Below are 15,673 nucleotides of genomic sequence, written 5' to 3'. Positions count from 1 at the left end.
GTCGATCAGGACTGCGGTGCAGCGACGACGGGTGCTGCCTGAGTACGTTCGTTCCAGCCGCCACCGAGTGCCTTGTAGAGGTTGATCTCGCTGGTGAGCTGCGACAGACGCACACCGATCAGTTCCTGTTGCGCGCTGAACAGCTGACGCTGCGCATCGAGCAGGGTCAGGTAGCTGTCCACACCGGTACGGAAGCGGCGGTCGGCGAGGTCGTAGTAGTTCTCGGAGGTTTCCACCAGGCTGCGCTGAGCCTGCAGTTGCTCCTCAAAGGTGCCACGGGCGGCCAGGCCGTCAGAGACTTCCTGGAAGGCGGTCTGGATCGCTTTCTCGTAGCTCGCCACCTGGATGTTCTTCTGGATCTCGGCGTAGTCGAGGTTGGCGCGCAGACGCCCGGCCGTGAAGATCGGCAGGTTGATCTGCGGCTGGAACAACCAGGTGCCCGAACCGCCATCGAACAGACCCGACAGCTGGCTGCTGGCAGTGCCAGCGTTGGCGGTCAGGCTGATGCTCGGGAAGAACGCGGCCCGTGCGGCACCAATGCTGGCATTGGCGGCAAGCAATTCACGCTCGGCCTGCAGCACGTCGGGACGGCGCTGCAGCAGATCGGACGGCAGACCAGCCGGGACTTCAGCCAACAGTTGCTTGTCGAGACCTTCGCCTTGCGGCAGATCGGCCGGCACGGCACCGCCGAGCAGCACGCCCAGAGCGTTACGATCCTGGGCAACCAGGCGGGTGTACTGCGCCAGATTGGCCTGAGCGGTCTGCACCGAGGTGCGCGACTGGCTCAGGGCCAGAGCATCGGTCACGCCTACGTCGAAGCTGCGCTGAGTCAGTTCCAGGCTGCGCTGGAAGGTACCCAGCGTTTCGCGGGTCAACTTCAACAATGCTTCGTCGGCCTGCAGGGTCAGGTAGGCGTTGGCCACACTGGCGATCAGGCTGATCTGCGTGCTGCGCTGCGCTTCTTCAGTGGCGAAGTACTGCTGCAGGGTCTGCTCGTTGAGGCTGCGCAGGCGACCGAAGAAGTCCACTTCCCAGGCATTCACACCGACGGTGGCGCTGTACTGCCCGCCAACGGTGGAGCGGCCGGTCTGCGACAGGTCGGCTGGCGTACGCTGACGGGTACCGCTGCCATCGGCCGAGATGTTGGGGAACAACTCGGAACGCTGGATGCGGTACTGCGCGCGGTAGGCCTCGACGTTCAACGCGGCGACGCGCAGGTCGCGGTTGTTGTTCAGCGCGGTTTCCACCAGGCGCTGCAGCGCCGGGTCACGCAGGAACTCGCGCCAGCCGAGATCGGCCGCTGCGACCGAGCCCTGTACGGTGCTGCCCTCGTACGCCTGGCCCTGTGGCCAGGCGCCTTCCACCGGCGCCCCAGGGCGCTGATAGTCGGGGATCATGGTGCAGCCGCTGAGCACGATGCTCGCGACTGCCAGAGACAACAGGGACTGCCTCACTGGACGGCCTCCTCATCATTAGTTTTTTTGGCGCTCTTGTCCTTGAACATGGAGCTGACCATCACATAGAACAGCGGAATCCAGAAGATAGCCAGAACAGCTGCTGTCAGCATGCCGCCAATCACACCGGTACCGATGGCGTGTTTGCTGCCGGCACCTGCACCACTGGAGATCGCCAGCGGGATCACACCGAGGATGAACGCCAGCGAGGTCATGATGATCGGGCGCAGACGCATGCGGCAAGCTTCCACAGCCGCCTCGAGATGGCTCATGCCCTGTTCGTGTAGCGACTTGGCGAACTCGACGATAAGAATCGCGTTACGCGCCGACAAGCCGATGGTCGTGATCAGGCCCACCTGGAAGAACACATCGTTCGACAGCCCGCGGCCCAAGGTGAACAGCAGCGCACCGATGATGCCCAGCGGAACTACCAACATGACCGAGAACGGAATCGACCAGCTCTCATACAGCGCTGCCAGCGCGAGGAACACCACCAGCAAGGACAGCGCATAGAGTGCTGGCGCTTGCGAGCCGGAGAGAATTTCCTCGTAGGACTGGCCCGTCCAGTCGAAACCGATGCCTGGCGGCAACTCGGCGGCGATGCGCTCGACTTCCGCCATGGCTTCACCGGAGCTGTGGCCTGGCGCTGGCGCACCGAGAATCTCGATAGCGCTCACCCCGTTGTAGCGCGACAGCTTCGGTGAGCCGTACGTCCACTCGCCAGAGGCGAAGGCACTGAACGGCACCATCTGCCCTTGGTCGTTGCGCACGTGCCACTTGCTCAGATCCTCCGGGTTCATCCGCGAGGTGCTGTCGCCCTGCAGATAGACCTTCTTCACTCGACCACGGTCGATGAAGTCGTTGACGTAGCTACCACCCCAGCCAATCTGCAGGGTGCTGTTGACGTCGGACAGGGAGACACCCAGGGTGCGTACCTTTTCGTCATCGATCAGCAGCTTGTACTGCGGCTCGTCGAGCAGACCGTTGGCCCGCACGGCGCTGAGCACAGGGCTCTGGTTGGCCAGTTGCAGGAACTTGTCGCGGGCCTCGTTCAGGGTGGCCTGACCGACGCCGGCGCGATCCTGCAGGAACAGGTTGAAGCCGGTGGCGTTACCCATTTCCATTACTGCTGGCGGGGCGAAGGCAAACACCATGGCATCGCGGAATTCACCGCCGAAGAATCGACCCTGTGCACGTTGTGCCAGCTCGAATACGCTGGTACCGGCGGCAGTACGCTCGACCACGGCTTGAGCATGATGAACGCCATACCCGAGCTCTGACCACGGCCAGCGAAGTTGAAGCCGGTCACGGTGAACACCGAGTTGACCACGTCCTTCTCGTCTTCGAGCAGGTACTTGCGCATGTCATCAACGACAGCTTGGGTACGCTCGGCGCTTGAGCCTGACGGGGTTTGTACCTGGGCGAACAGCACGCCCTGGTCTTCCTCAGGCAGGAACGCCGACGGAATCAAGGTGAACAGCCAGACCATTGCCGCGACGATGGCCGCATAGATGATCAGGAACGGTGCCTTGCGCTTGATCACACCGCGCACGCCACGCTCGTAGCTGTTGACGCTGCGCTCGAAGGTGCGGTTGAACCAACCGAAGAAGCCACGTTTCTCGTGGTGATCGCCCTTGGAGATGGGCTTGAGCATGGTGGCGCACAGCGCCGGCGTGAAGATCAGCGCGAGGATTACCGAGAGCACCATGGCCGAGACGATGGTGATGGAGAACTGCCGGTAGATGACACCCACCGAGCCGCCGAAGAAGGCCATGGGCAGCAGTACCGCCGACAGCACCACGCCGATGCCCACCAACGCGCCCTGGATCTGTCCCATGGATTTACGCGTCGCTTCGAGCGGCGATAGCCCCTCTTCGCGCATCACCCGCTCGACGTTTTCCACCACCACAATGGCGTCGTCCACAAGCAGGCCGATGGCCAGAATCATGGCGAACATGGTCAAGGTGTTGATGCTGTAGCCGAACATCGCGAGCACACCGAAGGTACCCAGCAGCACCACGGGCACGGCGAGGGTCGGGATCAGGGTGGCACGGAAGTTCTGCAGGAACAGGTACATGACCAGGAAGACCAGCACGAAGGCTTCGATCAGGGTCATGATTACGCCGTGAATCGACTCCTGCACCACGGGGGTGGAGTCGTACGGCATGACCACTTCCATCCCTGCCGGGAAGAAGGGTTTGAGGTCATCGATGGTTGCGCGGATCGCCTTGGCGGTATCCAGGGCGTTGGCCCCGGTGGCCAGCTTGATGGCCAGACCAGATGCCGCGTTGCCGTTGAACTGTGCACGAATGTTGTAGTTCTCGCCGCCCAGTTCGACCCTGGCGACATCGCCAAGACGTACCTGGGAGCCGTCACGGTTGACCTTGAGCAGAATGTCGCGGAACTGCTCGGGCGTCTGCAGACGGGTCTTGCCGATGATGGTGGCGTTGAGTTGCTGGCCTGGGCCAGCCGGCAGGCCACCGAACTGACCAGAGGAAATCTGTACGTTCTGCGCCTGGACGGCGGTGCGTACATCGACCGGGGTCAGCTGGAAGTTGTTGAGCTTGGCCGGATCCAGCCAGATACGCATGGCGTACTGGGCACCGAACACCTGGAAGTCACCGACGCCCGGGGTACGGGAAATCGGATCCTGCATGTTGGCGACGATGTAGTTGGAGAGATCCTGGTTGCTCATGCTGCCATCGGTGGAAACCACACCGATCACCAGCAAGAAGTTACGCACCGACTTGGTGACCCGTAGCCCCTGCTGTTGCACTTCCTGAGGCAGCAATGGCGTCGCAAGCTGCAACTTGTTCTGTACCTGAACCTGGGCGATATCCGGATTGGTGCCCTGGTTGAAGGTAACGATGATCTCCATGCTGCCATCGGAGTTGCTCGCCGAGCTGATGTAACGCAGCCCGTCGATACCGTTCATTTGTTGCTCGATCACCTGAACCACAGTGTCCTGCACGGTCTGTGCAGAAGCACCCGGGTAGTTGACCTGGATGCTTACGGCCGGGGCCGCGATACTCGGGTACTGGTTGACCGGCAACTTGAGGATGGACAGACCGCCCACCAGCATGATCACCAGCGCGATCACCCAGGCAAAAATCGGCCTGTCGATGAAGAAATTCGACATCGTGTAATCGCTCCTTAACGGTTGTCAGCCTGGTCGGAAGCCGACGCCTGCTGCGGTTCTGCCACGTTCTTCGCGTCGGTGGTCTTCACCTCGGCGCCTGGCTGCACGAACTGCAGACCTTCGGTGATCAGCTTGTCGCCAGGGTTCAGGCCTTCGAGGATCAACCAGCGGTTGCCCGCGGTACGCTCGGCCTTGAGCTGACGCAGCTCGACCTTGTTCTCGGCGTTGACCACCAGAGCGGTCGGGTCACCTTTGGGGTTGCGGGTGACGCCTTGCTGTGGAGCGAGGATGGCTTGCTGGTTCACACCGGCAGCCAGACGCGCATGCACGAACATGCCGGGCAGCAGGTTGTGATCAGGGTTGGGGAACACGGCGCGCAGGGTGACCGAGCCGGTGCCCTCATCGACCGACACTTCGGAGAATTCCAGGGTGCCTTCATGCTCGTAGTTGCTGCCGTCTTCGAGACGCAGCTGAACCTTGGCGGCGTTGTCGCCTGCTTTTTGCAGTTGACCGCTTTCAAGCTCGCGGCGCAGACGCAGCAGATCCTTGGTTGGCTGAGTCACGTCGACGTAGATCGGATCGAGTTGCTGAATGGTCGCCATGGCGTTGGTCTGGCCGTTGCTGACCAGAGCACCCTCGGTAACCGCAGAACGACCGACGCGGCCGGCGATGGGCGCCATCACCTTGGTGTAACGCACATTGATGCGCGCTTGCTCGAGCGACGCTTCGGCCTGCAGTCGGGCGGCCTGGGCTTCGTCGTAAGCCTGGCGGCTCACGGCCTGATCGGCGACCAGATCCTTGTAGCGCTCAGCCAGCGACTTGGCTGACGCCAGAGTGGCCTGAGCGCTCTTGGCAGCGGCTTCATAGACCGATGCATCGATCTGATACAGCTGCTGGCCGGCTTTGACTTCCGTGCCTTCCTTGAACAGACGCTTCTGGATGATGCCATCGACCTGCGGACGCACTTCGGCGATCCGGAAGGCAGCAGTGCGCCCCGGCAGCTCGGTGGTCAGGGTGTAGGGCTCGGCCTGCAGGGTCACGATACCGACGGTAGGCGCCTGTTGCGGTGGTGGCGCGGCATCTTCGCTGCAACCAGCGAGTGTCAGCGTGGCCAGAGCGATAGCGGAAACCATAGCGGCGAAGGCTGGCTTCTTCTGCATCTGAAAGGGCCTCTCATTTTCATATTGATTCGAGCCGCACGGGCGGTACCTAGGCAGATAGCCGAGGTGGATAGTAGGAATAGACGGTAAATATACTTACATCCGAGAATGTTTGTAAACGCATCTTTTATGTAACACTGTGGACGCCTAAGACCCTGCATGAGGGTTTTCATCCACTTTTTCGACCGTGGAACCTGCCCACATGGTGAGACGCACCAAAGAGGAAGCCGAAGAAACCCGTACGCACATTCTTGATGCGGCCGAGCGGGTGTTCTATGCCAAAGGCGTATCCAGCACTTCGCTGGCCGATATCGCGACCTCGGCCGGTGTGACGCGCGGCGCCATCTACTGGCATTTCCAGAACAAGGTCGACGTATTCCAGGCCATGCTCGACCGCCTCATGCTGCCCCAGGAAGAGCTGGCCCGGGCTTGCGAAAGCGAGGACGAGCCCGACCCGCTGGGCAGCATGCGCCAGTTATTGGTGCAGCTACTTCTGCGCATGTACAGCAACGCCCAGTGCCGCCGCGTGGGAGAAATCCTGCAATACAAATGCGAATACACTGCCGAACTCGGCGACCTGCGCCAACAGATGCAAACATTCAACCAAGATTGCGATCAGCGCATTGCAAAGACGTTACGCAACGCAGTGAACCGCGGCCAGTTGCCTGTCGACCTCGACTGCCAGCGCGCAGCGATCTGCCTGCACGCCTACATGGATGGCATCCAGGCACACTGGCTGCTCAACCCCGAGGCCTACGATCTCGGTGCCCATGCCCATGCGATGGTGGAAGCGATGATCGACATGCTTCTGCACAGCAAGGCACTGCGCAGCGCCTAACGCCCCGCTGCTGTCCTGCTCTAAGACCTTCTGGGCATACTCCGGCAACATCAGCTGTGTTTACATCCGTCCACCAATCAGCGCAGAGGTAGCAGACTGCCGCCGCACCTGAGCGGCTCGATTCATCGCCAGACCTATACAAAAGGATGGCCAATGCCAGTACGCACTCTGCTCCTCACTGCCGTTGCCATGCTCGCCTTCGCGGGCAACTCTCTGCTTTGCCGTCTGGCCCTGACAACCACGCAGATCGACCCCGCCACCTTTACCAGCCTGCGCCTGCTCAGCGGTGCGTTGATGCTGGCGTTGCTCCTGCGCCTGCGCCACCGCAGCTTCCCCGTCGGTGGTAGCTGGTATGGCGCCAGCGCACTGTTCATCTATGCGGCAGCGTTCTCCTTTGCTTACGTCAGCCTGGATGCCGGCGCAGGCGCTCTGCTGCTATTCGGCGCGGTGCAGATCAGCATGTTGCTATGGGGCTGGTGGCAGGGTGAGCGGCCAAGCCCGGCGAGCCTTGCCGGTTTGCTGCTGGCCTTCGCCGGGTTACTGGTACTGCTGCTGCCCGGCGCCAGTGCACCCGCACTTGTTCCCTCGTTGCTGATGCTGATCGCGGGCGCGGCTTGGGGCGCCTACTCGCTACTGGGTCGCGGTGCCAGCGACGCACTTGCCGCCACCACCGGCAACTTCCTGCGCTGCGTGCCAATCGCCGTGCTGCTCAGCCTGGTGCTGATGAGCAGCGCCAGTTGGGACATGCCCGGCGTTGTCTATGCCCTGGCATCTGGCGCCTTGGCGTCCGGCCTCGGTTACGCGATCTGGTACACAGCCATCAGCGAGCTCAAGGCCATTCAGGCGGCCACCGTGCAACTGAGCGTGCCGATCATCACCGCCCTGGCTGGCAGCCTGCTGCTCGGCGAAGCGCTGAGCCTGCGCTTGAGCCTGAGTTCACTGGCCGTACTGGGCGGAATCGCGCTGGTGCTTGGCGCCAAGCAGCACGCAAAGGTCTGAGTCGAACGATGCCACGCGCTGTCACAACTGCATGATCGACTGCCATCGGAGATATGCCATGCGCTTCGCAGCATCCCTGCGCCACCTGACCATCCTGCTCCTGGTCGCGGCGCTCAGCGCCTGCGCCAGCTGGGCGCCGCGCGACCCGTTGCATATCGATCTGGTCGGCCTCGAACCACTGCCGGGTGAAGGGCTGGAAGTACGTTTCGCGGTAAAGCTGCGGGTACAGAACCCCAACGAAAGCGCCATCGACTTCAATGGCGTGTCGCTGCAGCTGGATATCAATGATCAGCCCCTGGCCCGGGGCGTCAGTGACCAGAGCGGCCAGGTGCCGCGTTTTGGCGAGACCGTGATCAGCGTGCCGGTAACCATCTCCGCCTATTCAGTGTTCCGGCAGGCCTGGGGCGCCAGCGGCTATCAGCCTGGCCAGAGCTTGCCGTATCAACTACGCGGCAAACTCGCCGATGGCCTGTTCGGTACCCGCCGCTTCAACGACAGCGGGCAACTGACTTGGCCACCGGCACAGCCCGCCGTCAGGTAGCGGGCTCGTTTTCTGGCAGGATCTCCTTGTCCCCCGGCTTCTTGCCCTCTTGCGAGAAATGCTCGATCACCGCATTCAGCTCGGCGCCGAACAGCAGCACCGCACAGGAAATATGCAGGTAGAGCAGGAAGATGATGATCGCCCCGATGCTGCCGTAGGTGGCGTTGTAGTTGGCGAAGTTCTGCGCGTAATAGGCGAAGCCCAGCGATGCAGCGATCCACACGACCACCGCCAGCACCGAGCCCGGGGTGATGAAGCGGAAGCGCTGCTCGACATCGGGCGCCACGAAATACACCACCGCCACGACGATCATCAGCAGGGAAATCGCCACCGGCCAGCGCAGCCAGTTCCACAGGGTAACGACGATCTGCTCGATGCCGATCTGCTGCGCCAGCCAACTCATCACCTGCGGGCCGAGCACCATCAGTGCAGCAGCGGTGAGCAGCGCGGCGGCGATACCAATGGTGTAGAGCAGCGACAGGGGAATGCGCTTCCAGGGCTTGCGCCCCTCTTTCACGCCGTAGGCCTTGTTCATCGCGTCCATGGTCGAGCGCACCGCCGACGAGGCCGTCCATAGCGCCACCACGATACCAATCGAGAACAGGCCGGCCTTCTGGGTCTGCAGTTGATCGATGACCGGGTTGACCAGCTCCACCGTCGATTGCGGCAGTACCAGTTCGGCCTGCTGCCGCAGCCAGTCGAAGAACGGCTGCATGTCCAGCAAGCTGATCAGCGCGACCAGAAACAGCAGAAAGGGAAACAACGAGAAGAACATCTGAAAAGCCAGGGCTGACGCGTAGGTGGGCAGCTCGTCCTCGATGAAGTCACTTACCGTTTTCTTCATCACCTGGAACAGGCTGACACCCTCTAACTTGGGTAAAAACATAGCGCCTCCACTGGCTATGCCGGATCGCCCGCTCGCGGCCCGGTGAATCATTGGCAGATGCAGCACGCGATCCCGGATAAGGTGGCTGCTACCGGTTGGAGGTACCGAACACGATAGGAGTTCGGGTTATCCACACCTGCATCGTACAACTGGCAATACTCTCGGATCATCCCACGCACAAGTCTGGCCTAGACTGCCTGGCCATTTTTATGGCCACGGAGGCATCGATGCACAGGCAGACACTGAACCCGGATTCGGTATTCGACACTCTGCAATATGGCTTCAGTCAGGCGGTAATCAGCCAGGGCGGACGGCGTATTCACCTGTCCGGGCAGATCGGGGTGGACGCCCAGGAACGCCTGGTTGGCGAGGATCTGGCCAGTCAGACCGTCGCCGCCTTGCACAACGTTCGCAAGATCCTCGAACACGCTGGCGGCAGCATGACGGACGTATTGGTGCTGCGCATCTATATCGCTGCTGCAGCCCGCGACGAGCAAGCCTGCATCGTTGGGGCACTGCGCGAGTTCTTCCCCGAGCGACCTCCCGCAACATCCTGGATCGTGGTCACTGGCCTGTCGGAGCCCGAGTGGCTGATCGAAATCGAAGCCGAGGCGCTGCTCCCGGACGCCTGAAACAGCGATCAACCGGCAACAGCTAAAACCCTATATAATCTGCGGCCTTTTTATCATTGGTCTCAGAAGGATCCCCCGTGAGCACGCTGCCACCCTGCCCCGCCTGCAACTCCGAATACACCTACGAAGACGGCACCCAACTGGTCTGCCCGGAATGCGCCCACGAGTGGTCGGCCAACGCCAGCGAAGCGGCCGATGACGCCAAGGTGATCAAGGATTCGGTCGGCAACGTGCTGCAGGACGGTGACACCATCACCGTGATCAAGGATCTCAAGGTCAAGGGCTCGTCGCTGGTGGTCAAGGTCGGTACCAAGGTCAAGGGCATCCGCCTGGTCGATGGCGATCACGACATCGACTGCAAGATCGACGGTATCGGCGCAATGAAACTCAAGTCCGAGTTCGTCAGGAAGGTCTGATCAGCTAACTGCTCGCCTGCGTTGGCGAGCGTTCACTGCACCGGCAGGAAGTTCAGGAACATCAGGCTATGGGCGTAATTCACGCCGATACGCCGGTAGCGCTCGTCGAGCACGTCGCTGAGGTAATCCAGGCGCGCAACGATCTTGCCGAACTCCACGGCGAAGCTCAGGTTGCGACCCTGGTCGGATAGCTCGTTGGACAGCAGCAACGGATTGCCCTGAGCATCCCGCCGGGTCGCCAGTAGCCAGGTGGCCTTCTCGATATTGCGCGCGGCGTTGTGCACGAACTGCGCGTCGATGGTGTCGGTGATGTAGAACTGGGTGTTGCCGCCATGGGCGGTGACCAGCATGCTGCCGATGGCATAGATGAAGGCACCGACCCGATCCCCCTGGAACTCTGGGCTTAGCGCGTAGCTGAGGGCGACGATATCCTGCCGGCCTTGCAGTGAGGCAGGCGGCCTGCCCTGCTCGATAGCCTGTTGTACCGCCCGTTGAGTGGCCTCGCGATCACCCAGTCCACTCTTGCGCCATTCGCGCGGATTGCGCTGGTAGAGCTTGCCCATCAGGCGATACAGGCTATTGAGATTGTTGCGCATGCCGATGGTGGCAAGCCGGTCTGAATGCGTCTGGAACAGTTCGCTGGGCGCTGCGGGCGAACTGTTGCTGAGGAAAGCGCGGTTATCCTGATTGCGGGCGCAGCCACTCAGAAAGAGCGCCAACACCAGCAGTATCAGCGCCTGCCAACATGCCTCGCGCAGAGGCACGAGAGGCGCCGCCAGCGCAGTGGCGGTAGGTGTGTTGAAAGCTCGAGAGGCGTGCGAGTAATCCATTAACTCACGATCCATCCTTCCGCAGATGACATAACACTAGCAAGGTTTTGCCGTTATGCCCGTTACGGCGCTGCGCTCAAGACGCATGCCAGCCTGCGACATAGACCGCCGAACACCGTGCAAAGTTTTCCGACGGCGCAAATTAGCCTTACAAAGCCCACGGTCAAAGGCTTTCAGCGTGTACATTTGCAATCTTTACCCGTTGAGAAAGCTTCTCGATCAGCAACGAATGCTATGTTCCCCGCCCTGAAGATTTCGGCATATCAGTCGAGATCCAGCACGCCAAGGAGCATCATTGAGGTGAAGAAGGTCACTCTGCTTACACTGCTGGCACTGGCCATTGCTGGCTGCAGCCACGACACCCAGCAACGTGCCGCCACCATCAGCGTCGCCCAAACCGATGGGCAGGTCGATGTCGCTCGCGATCCGCAGCGGGTCGTCAGCTTCGATTACGGCAGCTACGACACGCTGATCGCCCTCGGCGTTGGTGATCGCGTGGTGGCAACTCCCGCCAGTGTGCCGCCCTACCTGGCGGACAAGGCCGGTGAGTTGCGCGATGCCGGCGGCATGAAGACCCCGGACGTGAACACAGTGCGTGCCCTGCAGCCGCAACTGATCCTGATCACCGGGCGCCAGGGCGAAAGCCGCGATGCTCTGCAGCAAGTGGCACCGACTCTGGATATGGGCATCACGGCGGGCGACTACTTCGACGGTGTGGCTCACAACGTCGAGCTGCTCGGGCAAATCTTCGACAAATCCACCGAGGCGCAGCAGGCACTCGCCGCACTGCGCAGCAAAGCCGACCAGGCTCGCGAAGTCATCGCAGCCTCAGGCAAACGCACCCTGGTGCTGACCCACAACGATGGCCGCTTCTCGCCAACCGAGCAGCCGGTGATCTATTCGCTGCTGCAAGCCCAACGCACCCTGCCCGCTCCAGCGCCTCAGGCACCCGGCGCGCCCCGTCAGCGCCCGCAAGCGATAACGGCAGAGACCATCGCGGCTGCCAACCCGGAAGTGATTTTCATCATCGACCGCAGCGCTGCCATTGGCGCAACACCGCTGGACGTAGCCACCCTGGCCCACTCGCCACTGGCCACCACACCAGCCGCCCAGGCCAAACGTATCGTCTACCTGGATCCGCCGCTGTGGTACCTCTCCGGTGGCGGCCTGCAGAGCCTGGATCTGCAGATCGACCAGGTGCTGGCGGCTTATCGCTGACAATGCCGGTGGGCTCGGATAGCCCCCGGCCCACCCTACAGCTCGCATGATTCGTAGCCTGGGTTGAGCGAAGCGATACCCAGGGAAGCGGTTTCCCAGGTGTATCGGTGTGAGGCCTGCTGCGAGCTTGGTGGGCTGAAGCCCACCCTGCTGTTGAACCGCACTCTGAACGGGGGATCGTCATGGTGGATGAAAAGAGCGTCATCCACCCTACGCGCTATGAGCTTCGGCCTGCGGGCTGTAGTGAGCGCTTCGGCAGTGTCGCGATAAGCAGGCCGGCGAAAATCATCGCACCGCCCAGCCAGTGGAATAGCTGCAGGGCCTCGTTCAGCAGGATCCAGCCGAGGATCGCGGTGAATACCGGCATCAGGTAGTTGCCCATGGCAGCTGTCGATGCACCGAGCACCTTCACGCCATGGTTCCAGCCCAGATACGCCACCAGCGAAGCGAACACCGCGGTGTAAGCGATGGCGGCCAGGTTGGCGGGAGTCGCCAGCAATTGCGCGCCGCTGGCCAGTTCGTAGAGGTACAGCGGCAGGATCAGCGGCACGCCGAGCAGCATGAAGATGCCCAGCAGCGCCAGTGGCGGGATCGGTGCCAGGTACGCAGCCCAGCGGCGTAGCAGTACGGTGTAGAGCGCCCAGTCGAGCACCGCCAGCAGCATGATGAGGTCGCCACGGTTGAACGCCAGACCGGCCAGGGTCTGCCAGTCGCCACGGCAGATCAGCACCAGCAGCCCCAGCACGGCCAGGGCCATGCCCCACCAGGCGCGGCGGGCCGGCCACTCGCCAAGCAACAGCCCGGCGCAGATGAAAGTCATCAGCGGAATGCAGGTGTTGACCAGAGTGATGTTGATCGCCTCAGTGGTCTGCGCAGCGCTGTACAGGAAGGTGTTGTAGCCCGCGATGCCGAACGCGGCGATGACCAGCAGGCGCCAGCCGGCATGTCGCAGGGCGGCGCGATGACGCCACAGCGGCAGCACCACGAACGGCAGCACGATGACCAGCGCCAGACTCCAGCGCCAAAACGCCAGGGCCAGGGGCGGAATCTCTCCAGCGAAGGCCCGCGCCACCAAAGCATTGCCAGCCCAGCACAGCACCGCCACCAGCACACCGGCAATCGCCAACTGGCGTGAAGATACGCTCGCGCTCATGACTGCAGCGGGCGCAAGCGGAACTGCTCGGGTAGTTGCTCGGCGCCGGTGACGGTCACGTCGAGATCCTTCCAGCGACCATCTTTCAGGCCATAGATGCAGCCATGTACCGACAGCGGCTGGCCACGGTGCCAGGCATTCTGGACGATGCTGGTGCGGCTGACGTTGGCCACCTGCTTCATCACATTCAGTTCGCACAGGCGGTCGACGCGCGCTTCCTCGTCAGCCAGCAAAGCCAGGTGCTCATACTGCTCGTAGTAGAGGTCACGGATATTGCGCAGCCAGCCATCGATCAGGCCGAATTGCTCATCGTGCATAGCCGCACGCACGCCGCCACAGCCGTAGTGGCCGGTCACCAGAATATGTTTGACCTTGAGCACATCGACTGCGTACTGGATTACCGACAGGCAGTTGAGATCCGTATGCAGCACGACATTCGCCACATTACGGTGCACGAACAACTCACCGGGCAACAGCCCAACGATGTCGTTGGCCGGCACGCGCGCATCCGAACAGCCGATCCACAGATACTCCGGTGTCTGCTGGCGAGCCAGGCGGGGAAAGAAGTCCGGGTCATTGTGGGTGATGGTTTCAGCCCAGCGCTCATTGTTGTCGAACAGGTGCTTGAGGTCGCTCATGCCAGCGGCTCCCGGAAAATGTCGATGTGCACCATACGGATGCATCGCCCTTTTTGACAAGGCGATTTCCATGCACTCCAGGCGACGCAGACAAAGGCACCGAGCAGGAAAGGCTGAATCTTTAGGTACGCACAGCCGTCCATTGCCTATAGCCATCGACTGATTTGGAGTTCGTCATGACTGACAAGACACCGGAAACCCAGAGACCGCTGAGCGACGAAAAGCTCAACGAGCCACCTATTCTCCGCGACGTAGTGGAAGACATTGCGCACCGGAGAGTGCGCGAGGCCAGCACGGGCGATGGGCGCAACGACGTTGAGAAGGCGCCACTATTGTCGGATGAATACGACCTGAGCCTGGTCGATGAGGAGCGCGAGCTGCGCCGTCAGGCACGCCGCTGGTAGGTCATTCGACCAGCGTGCAGGCCATCACCAATGCATCTTCACGGCCGCCCGGGGCTGGGTAGTAGTCGCGACGCCGGCCAATCTCGTTGAAGCCGTAGCGCTCGTACAGGCGGTAGGCAGATTGATTGCTGGAGCGCACTTCGAGAAAGCACTCCCCTGCCTTGAGCTGAGCGGCGCGCTCCATCAGATGTTCGAGCAGGCGCAGGCCCAGCCCGCGGCCTTGGCTTTCCGGCTTGACGGTGATGTTGAGCAGATGCGCCTCATCGATGATCACGTTGATCACCCCGTGGCCAACCTGCTGGCTGCCTTCGAACATCAGCCAGACTTCGTAGGACTTCAGGCTGTCGAGGAAAATGCCGCGTGTCCAGGGGTGGCTGAAGGCGGCGTATTCGATCTTCAGCACGGCGTCGATATCCGCCTCGGTGGCGCGGCGGAAGGAGATCGCGTCACTCATGCCGATGCCTCCAGCCAGCGCCGGCGAACCCGCTGCATGGCCTGCCACAGTTCGCGTTTGCGCTGCGGCTCATCCATCAACAGCTCAAGGCCCGGAAGCGCCCAGGCGGCGCCCAGTTCTTCGACCTGCAGCTCGCGGTTGTAGGCCTCTGCATCGGCGTCGCCTGCGAAACGAATCGCTGGTAGACCGATCAGCCACAGGCAGGCACAGGGCTCCTGCTCTTCCAGCCGCGCACCAATGAAACTCTGCACGAAATCCAGGGCTGCCTGCGGCCCCTGATCCATATTGCCGCGCACCAGCAATGGCCAGCGCACCGGCTCGCCGATGATCTGCGGGGCGTCTGGCAGGCCGGCGGCACGTAACAGATCCTTGAGCAACAAATAGGCCGGATCACGGCTCTGGAACGGTTCGCCGGTTGGCAGCTCGACCAGCAGCGCACAGCTGCCGGCACGCAGCAACTGCAGAGCGAAACGCGGTGGCGGTGCTGGGCGTTCGCGGGACGTAGGCGCACTGATTTCGGCCGTCGCCGCAGGCTCGCTGGTCTTGGTTGCAGAACCGGGCTTGGGTACTTCGATGCGTGGCCGTTCGCGAACCACTTCTTTAGCCGCTGGCGCGACCACAGGAGCGGCTGCCGGTGCCTTGGTCTGCACCTGAGGTGCCACGACCGCTTCAGGCTCCGGCTCTGGCTCGAAAGAAACCAGCAGCTCAGGCCGCGAAGGCGCCGCGAAAGGCAGTTCGACACGGGGCAGCCAACTGGCCACTTGCATGGCATCCAGATAGGCGCGGCGTCGCAGCTCGGTGTTCAAACGTCAGGTACCCGGCACTTCGATTTTCGAGGGCGCTGATTGTCGCGTGAATCGGCTGCTGCGGGTAGCCCCAATGATCCAACCAGGCCGCAAAGAAAAAGGATC

At 62.0% G+C, this 15,673-nt stretch carries 15 protein-coding genes and 1 pseudogene; 7 read left to right on the top strand and 9 right to left on the bottom strand.

Annotation, left to right across the window (positions count from 1 at the left end; genetic code table 11):
- Positions 1-5 precede the first annotated feature (5 nt).
- The 3 genes and pseudogenes from K5Q02_RS09575 to K5Q02_RS09565 form a co-directional block, all read right to left on the bottom strand.
- Positions 6-1,454 carry an AdeC/AdeK/OprM family multidrug efflux complex outer membrane factor gene (locus K5Q02_RS09575; protein WP_225838598.1) on the bottom strand — a complete coding sequence of 483 codons (1,449 nt, stop codon included), beginning with the start codon at positions 1,452-1,454 and terminating at the stop codon, positions 6-8.
- Positions 1,451-4,593 (bottom strand): annotated as a pseudogene (locus tag K5Q02_RS09570) (efflux RND transporter permease subunit). Before K5Q02_RS09570 ends, K5Q02_RS09575 begins: the two are co-directional and overlap by 4 nt.
- Positions 4,594-4,607: 14 nt before the next feature.
- A complete protein-coding gene (locus K5Q02_RS09565) occupies positions 4,608-5,753 on the bottom strand; it encodes an efflux RND transporter periplasmic adaptor subunit (protein WP_225838596.1) in 1,146 nt (381 codons plus the stop codon).
- Between the two features lie 202 nt (positions 5,754-5,955).
- On the opposite strand from K5Q02_RS09565, the gene K5Q02_RS09560 reads away from it, so the two are divergent.
- The 3 genes from K5Q02_RS09560 to K5Q02_RS09550 all read left to right on the top strand — a co-directional run bounded on the left by K5Q02_RS09560 (position 5,956) and on the right by K5Q02_RS09550 (position 8,131).
- Positions 5,956-6,591: a TetR family transcriptional regulator gene (locus tag K5Q02_RS09560; protein ID WP_225838595.1), complete on the top strand. Its 636-nt coding sequence runs from the start codon at positions 5,956-5,958 to the stop codon at positions 6,589-6,591.
- Positions 6,592-6,744: 153 nt separating this feature from the next.
- Positions 6,745-7,590, top strand: a complete 846-nt coding sequence (locus tag K5Q02_RS09555) for a DMT family transporter (RefSeq protein ID WP_225838593.1) — start codon at positions 6,745-6,747, stop codon at positions 7,588-7,590.
- Positions 7,591-7,648: 58 nt separating this feature from the next.
- Positions 7,649-8,131 carry an LEA type 2 family protein gene (locus K5Q02_RS09550; protein WP_225838591.1) on the top strand — a complete coding sequence of 161 codons (483 nt, stop codon included), beginning with the start codon at positions 7,649-7,651 and terminating at the stop codon, positions 8,129-8,131.
- Here K5Q02_RS09550 and K5Q02_RS09545 read toward each other — a convergent pair.
- On the bottom strand, positions 8,124-9,017 hold the full coding sequence (locus K5Q02_RS09545; protein ID WP_225838589.1) for a YihY/virulence factor BrkB family protein: 894 nt from the start codon (positions 9,015-9,017) through the stop codon (positions 8,124-8,126). The two genes, K5Q02_RS09550 and K5Q02_RS09545, sit on opposite strands and share 8 nt — an antisense overlap.
- A 227-nt stretch (positions 9,018-9,244) precedes the next feature.
- On the opposite strand from K5Q02_RS09545, the gene K5Q02_RS09540 reads away from it, so the two are divergent.
- Both K5Q02_RS09540 and K5Q02_RS09535 read left to right on the top strand, forming a co-directional pair.
- Positions 9,245-9,649, top strand: coding sequence for a RidA family protein (locus tag K5Q02_RS09540; RefSeq protein WP_225838587.1), 405 nt, complete (start codon positions 9,245-9,247; stop codon positions 9,647-9,649).
- A 77-nt stretch (positions 9,650-9,726) separates the two neighbouring features.
- On the top strand, positions 9,727-10,065 hold the full coding sequence (locus tag K5Q02_RS09535) for a zinc ribbon domain-containing protein YjdM (RefSeq protein ID WP_225838585.1): 339 nt from the start codon (positions 9,727-9,729) through the stop codon (positions 10,063-10,065).
- 32 nt (positions 10,066-10,097) lie between these two features.
- Here the strand turns inward: K5Q02_RS09535 and K5Q02_RS09530 are convergent, their stop codons facing one another.
- Positions 10,098-10,895 carry a hypothetical protein gene (locus K5Q02_RS09530; protein ID WP_225838583.1) on the bottom strand — a complete coding sequence of 266 codons (798 nt, stop codon included), beginning with the start codon at positions 10,893-10,895 and terminating at the stop codon, positions 10,098-10,100.
- A gap of 300 nt (positions 10,896-11,195) precedes the next feature.
- On the opposite strand from K5Q02_RS09530, the gene K5Q02_RS09525 reads away from it, so the two are divergent.
- The gene (locus tag K5Q02_RS09525) at positions 11,196-12,113 is read left to right on the top strand and encodes an ABC transporter substrate-binding protein (RefSeq protein ID WP_225838581.1); all 918 of its coding nucleotides are present in this window, start codon (positions 11,196-11,198) and stop codon (positions 12,111-12,113) included.
- Between the two features lie 217 nt (positions 12,114-12,330).
- Here the strand turns inward: K5Q02_RS09525 and K5Q02_RS09520 are convergent, their stop codons facing one another.
- Positions 12,331-13,266, bottom strand: a complete 936-nt coding sequence (locus K5Q02_RS09520; protein WP_225838580.1) for a DMT family transporter — start codon at positions 13,264-13,266, stop codon at positions 12,331-12,333.
- Complete coding sequence (can, locus tag K5Q02_RS09515; protein ID WP_225838579.1) at positions 13,263-13,904, bottom strand: carbonate dehydratase; 642 nt, start codon at positions 13,902-13,904, stop codon at positions 13,263-13,265. Before can ends, K5Q02_RS09520 begins: the two co-directional genes overlap by 4 nt.
- A gap of 176 nt (positions 13,905-14,080) precedes the next feature.
- Here can and K5Q02_RS09510 point away from each other — a divergent pair, with 176 nt between their 5' ends.
- Complete coding sequence (locus K5Q02_RS09510) at positions 14,081-14,308, top strand: hypothetical protein (RefSeq protein ID WP_225838577.1); 228 nt, start codon at positions 14,081-14,083, stop codon at positions 14,306-14,308.
- 1 nt (position 14,309) lies between these two features.
- Here the strand turns inward: K5Q02_RS09510 and rimI are convergent, their stop codons facing one another.
- A complete protein-coding gene (gene rimI, locus K5Q02_RS09505; protein ID WP_070881155.1) occupies positions 14,310-14,762 on the bottom strand; it encodes a ribosomal protein S18-alanine N-acetyltransferase in 453 nt (150 codons plus the stop codon).
- The gene (locus tag K5Q02_RS09500) at positions 14,759-15,568 is read right to left on the bottom strand and encodes an energy transducer TonB (RefSeq protein ID WP_225838575.1); all 810 of its coding nucleotides are present in this window, start codon (positions 15,566-15,568) and stop codon (positions 14,759-14,761) included. Before K5Q02_RS09500 ends, rimI begins: the two co-directional genes overlap by 4 nt.
- Positions 15,569-15,673: the final 105 nt, after the last annotated feature.

This window comes from Pseudomonas sp. MM211 (assembly GCF_020386635.1).
In the GTDB taxonomy this organism is placed as follows: Bacteria; Pseudomonadota; Gammaproteobacteria; order Pseudomonadales; family Pseudomonadaceae; genus Aquipseudomonas.
The sequence above is the reverse complement of the archived record's forward strand: the minus strand, read 5'-3'. Positions and strand labels throughout refer to the sequence as shown.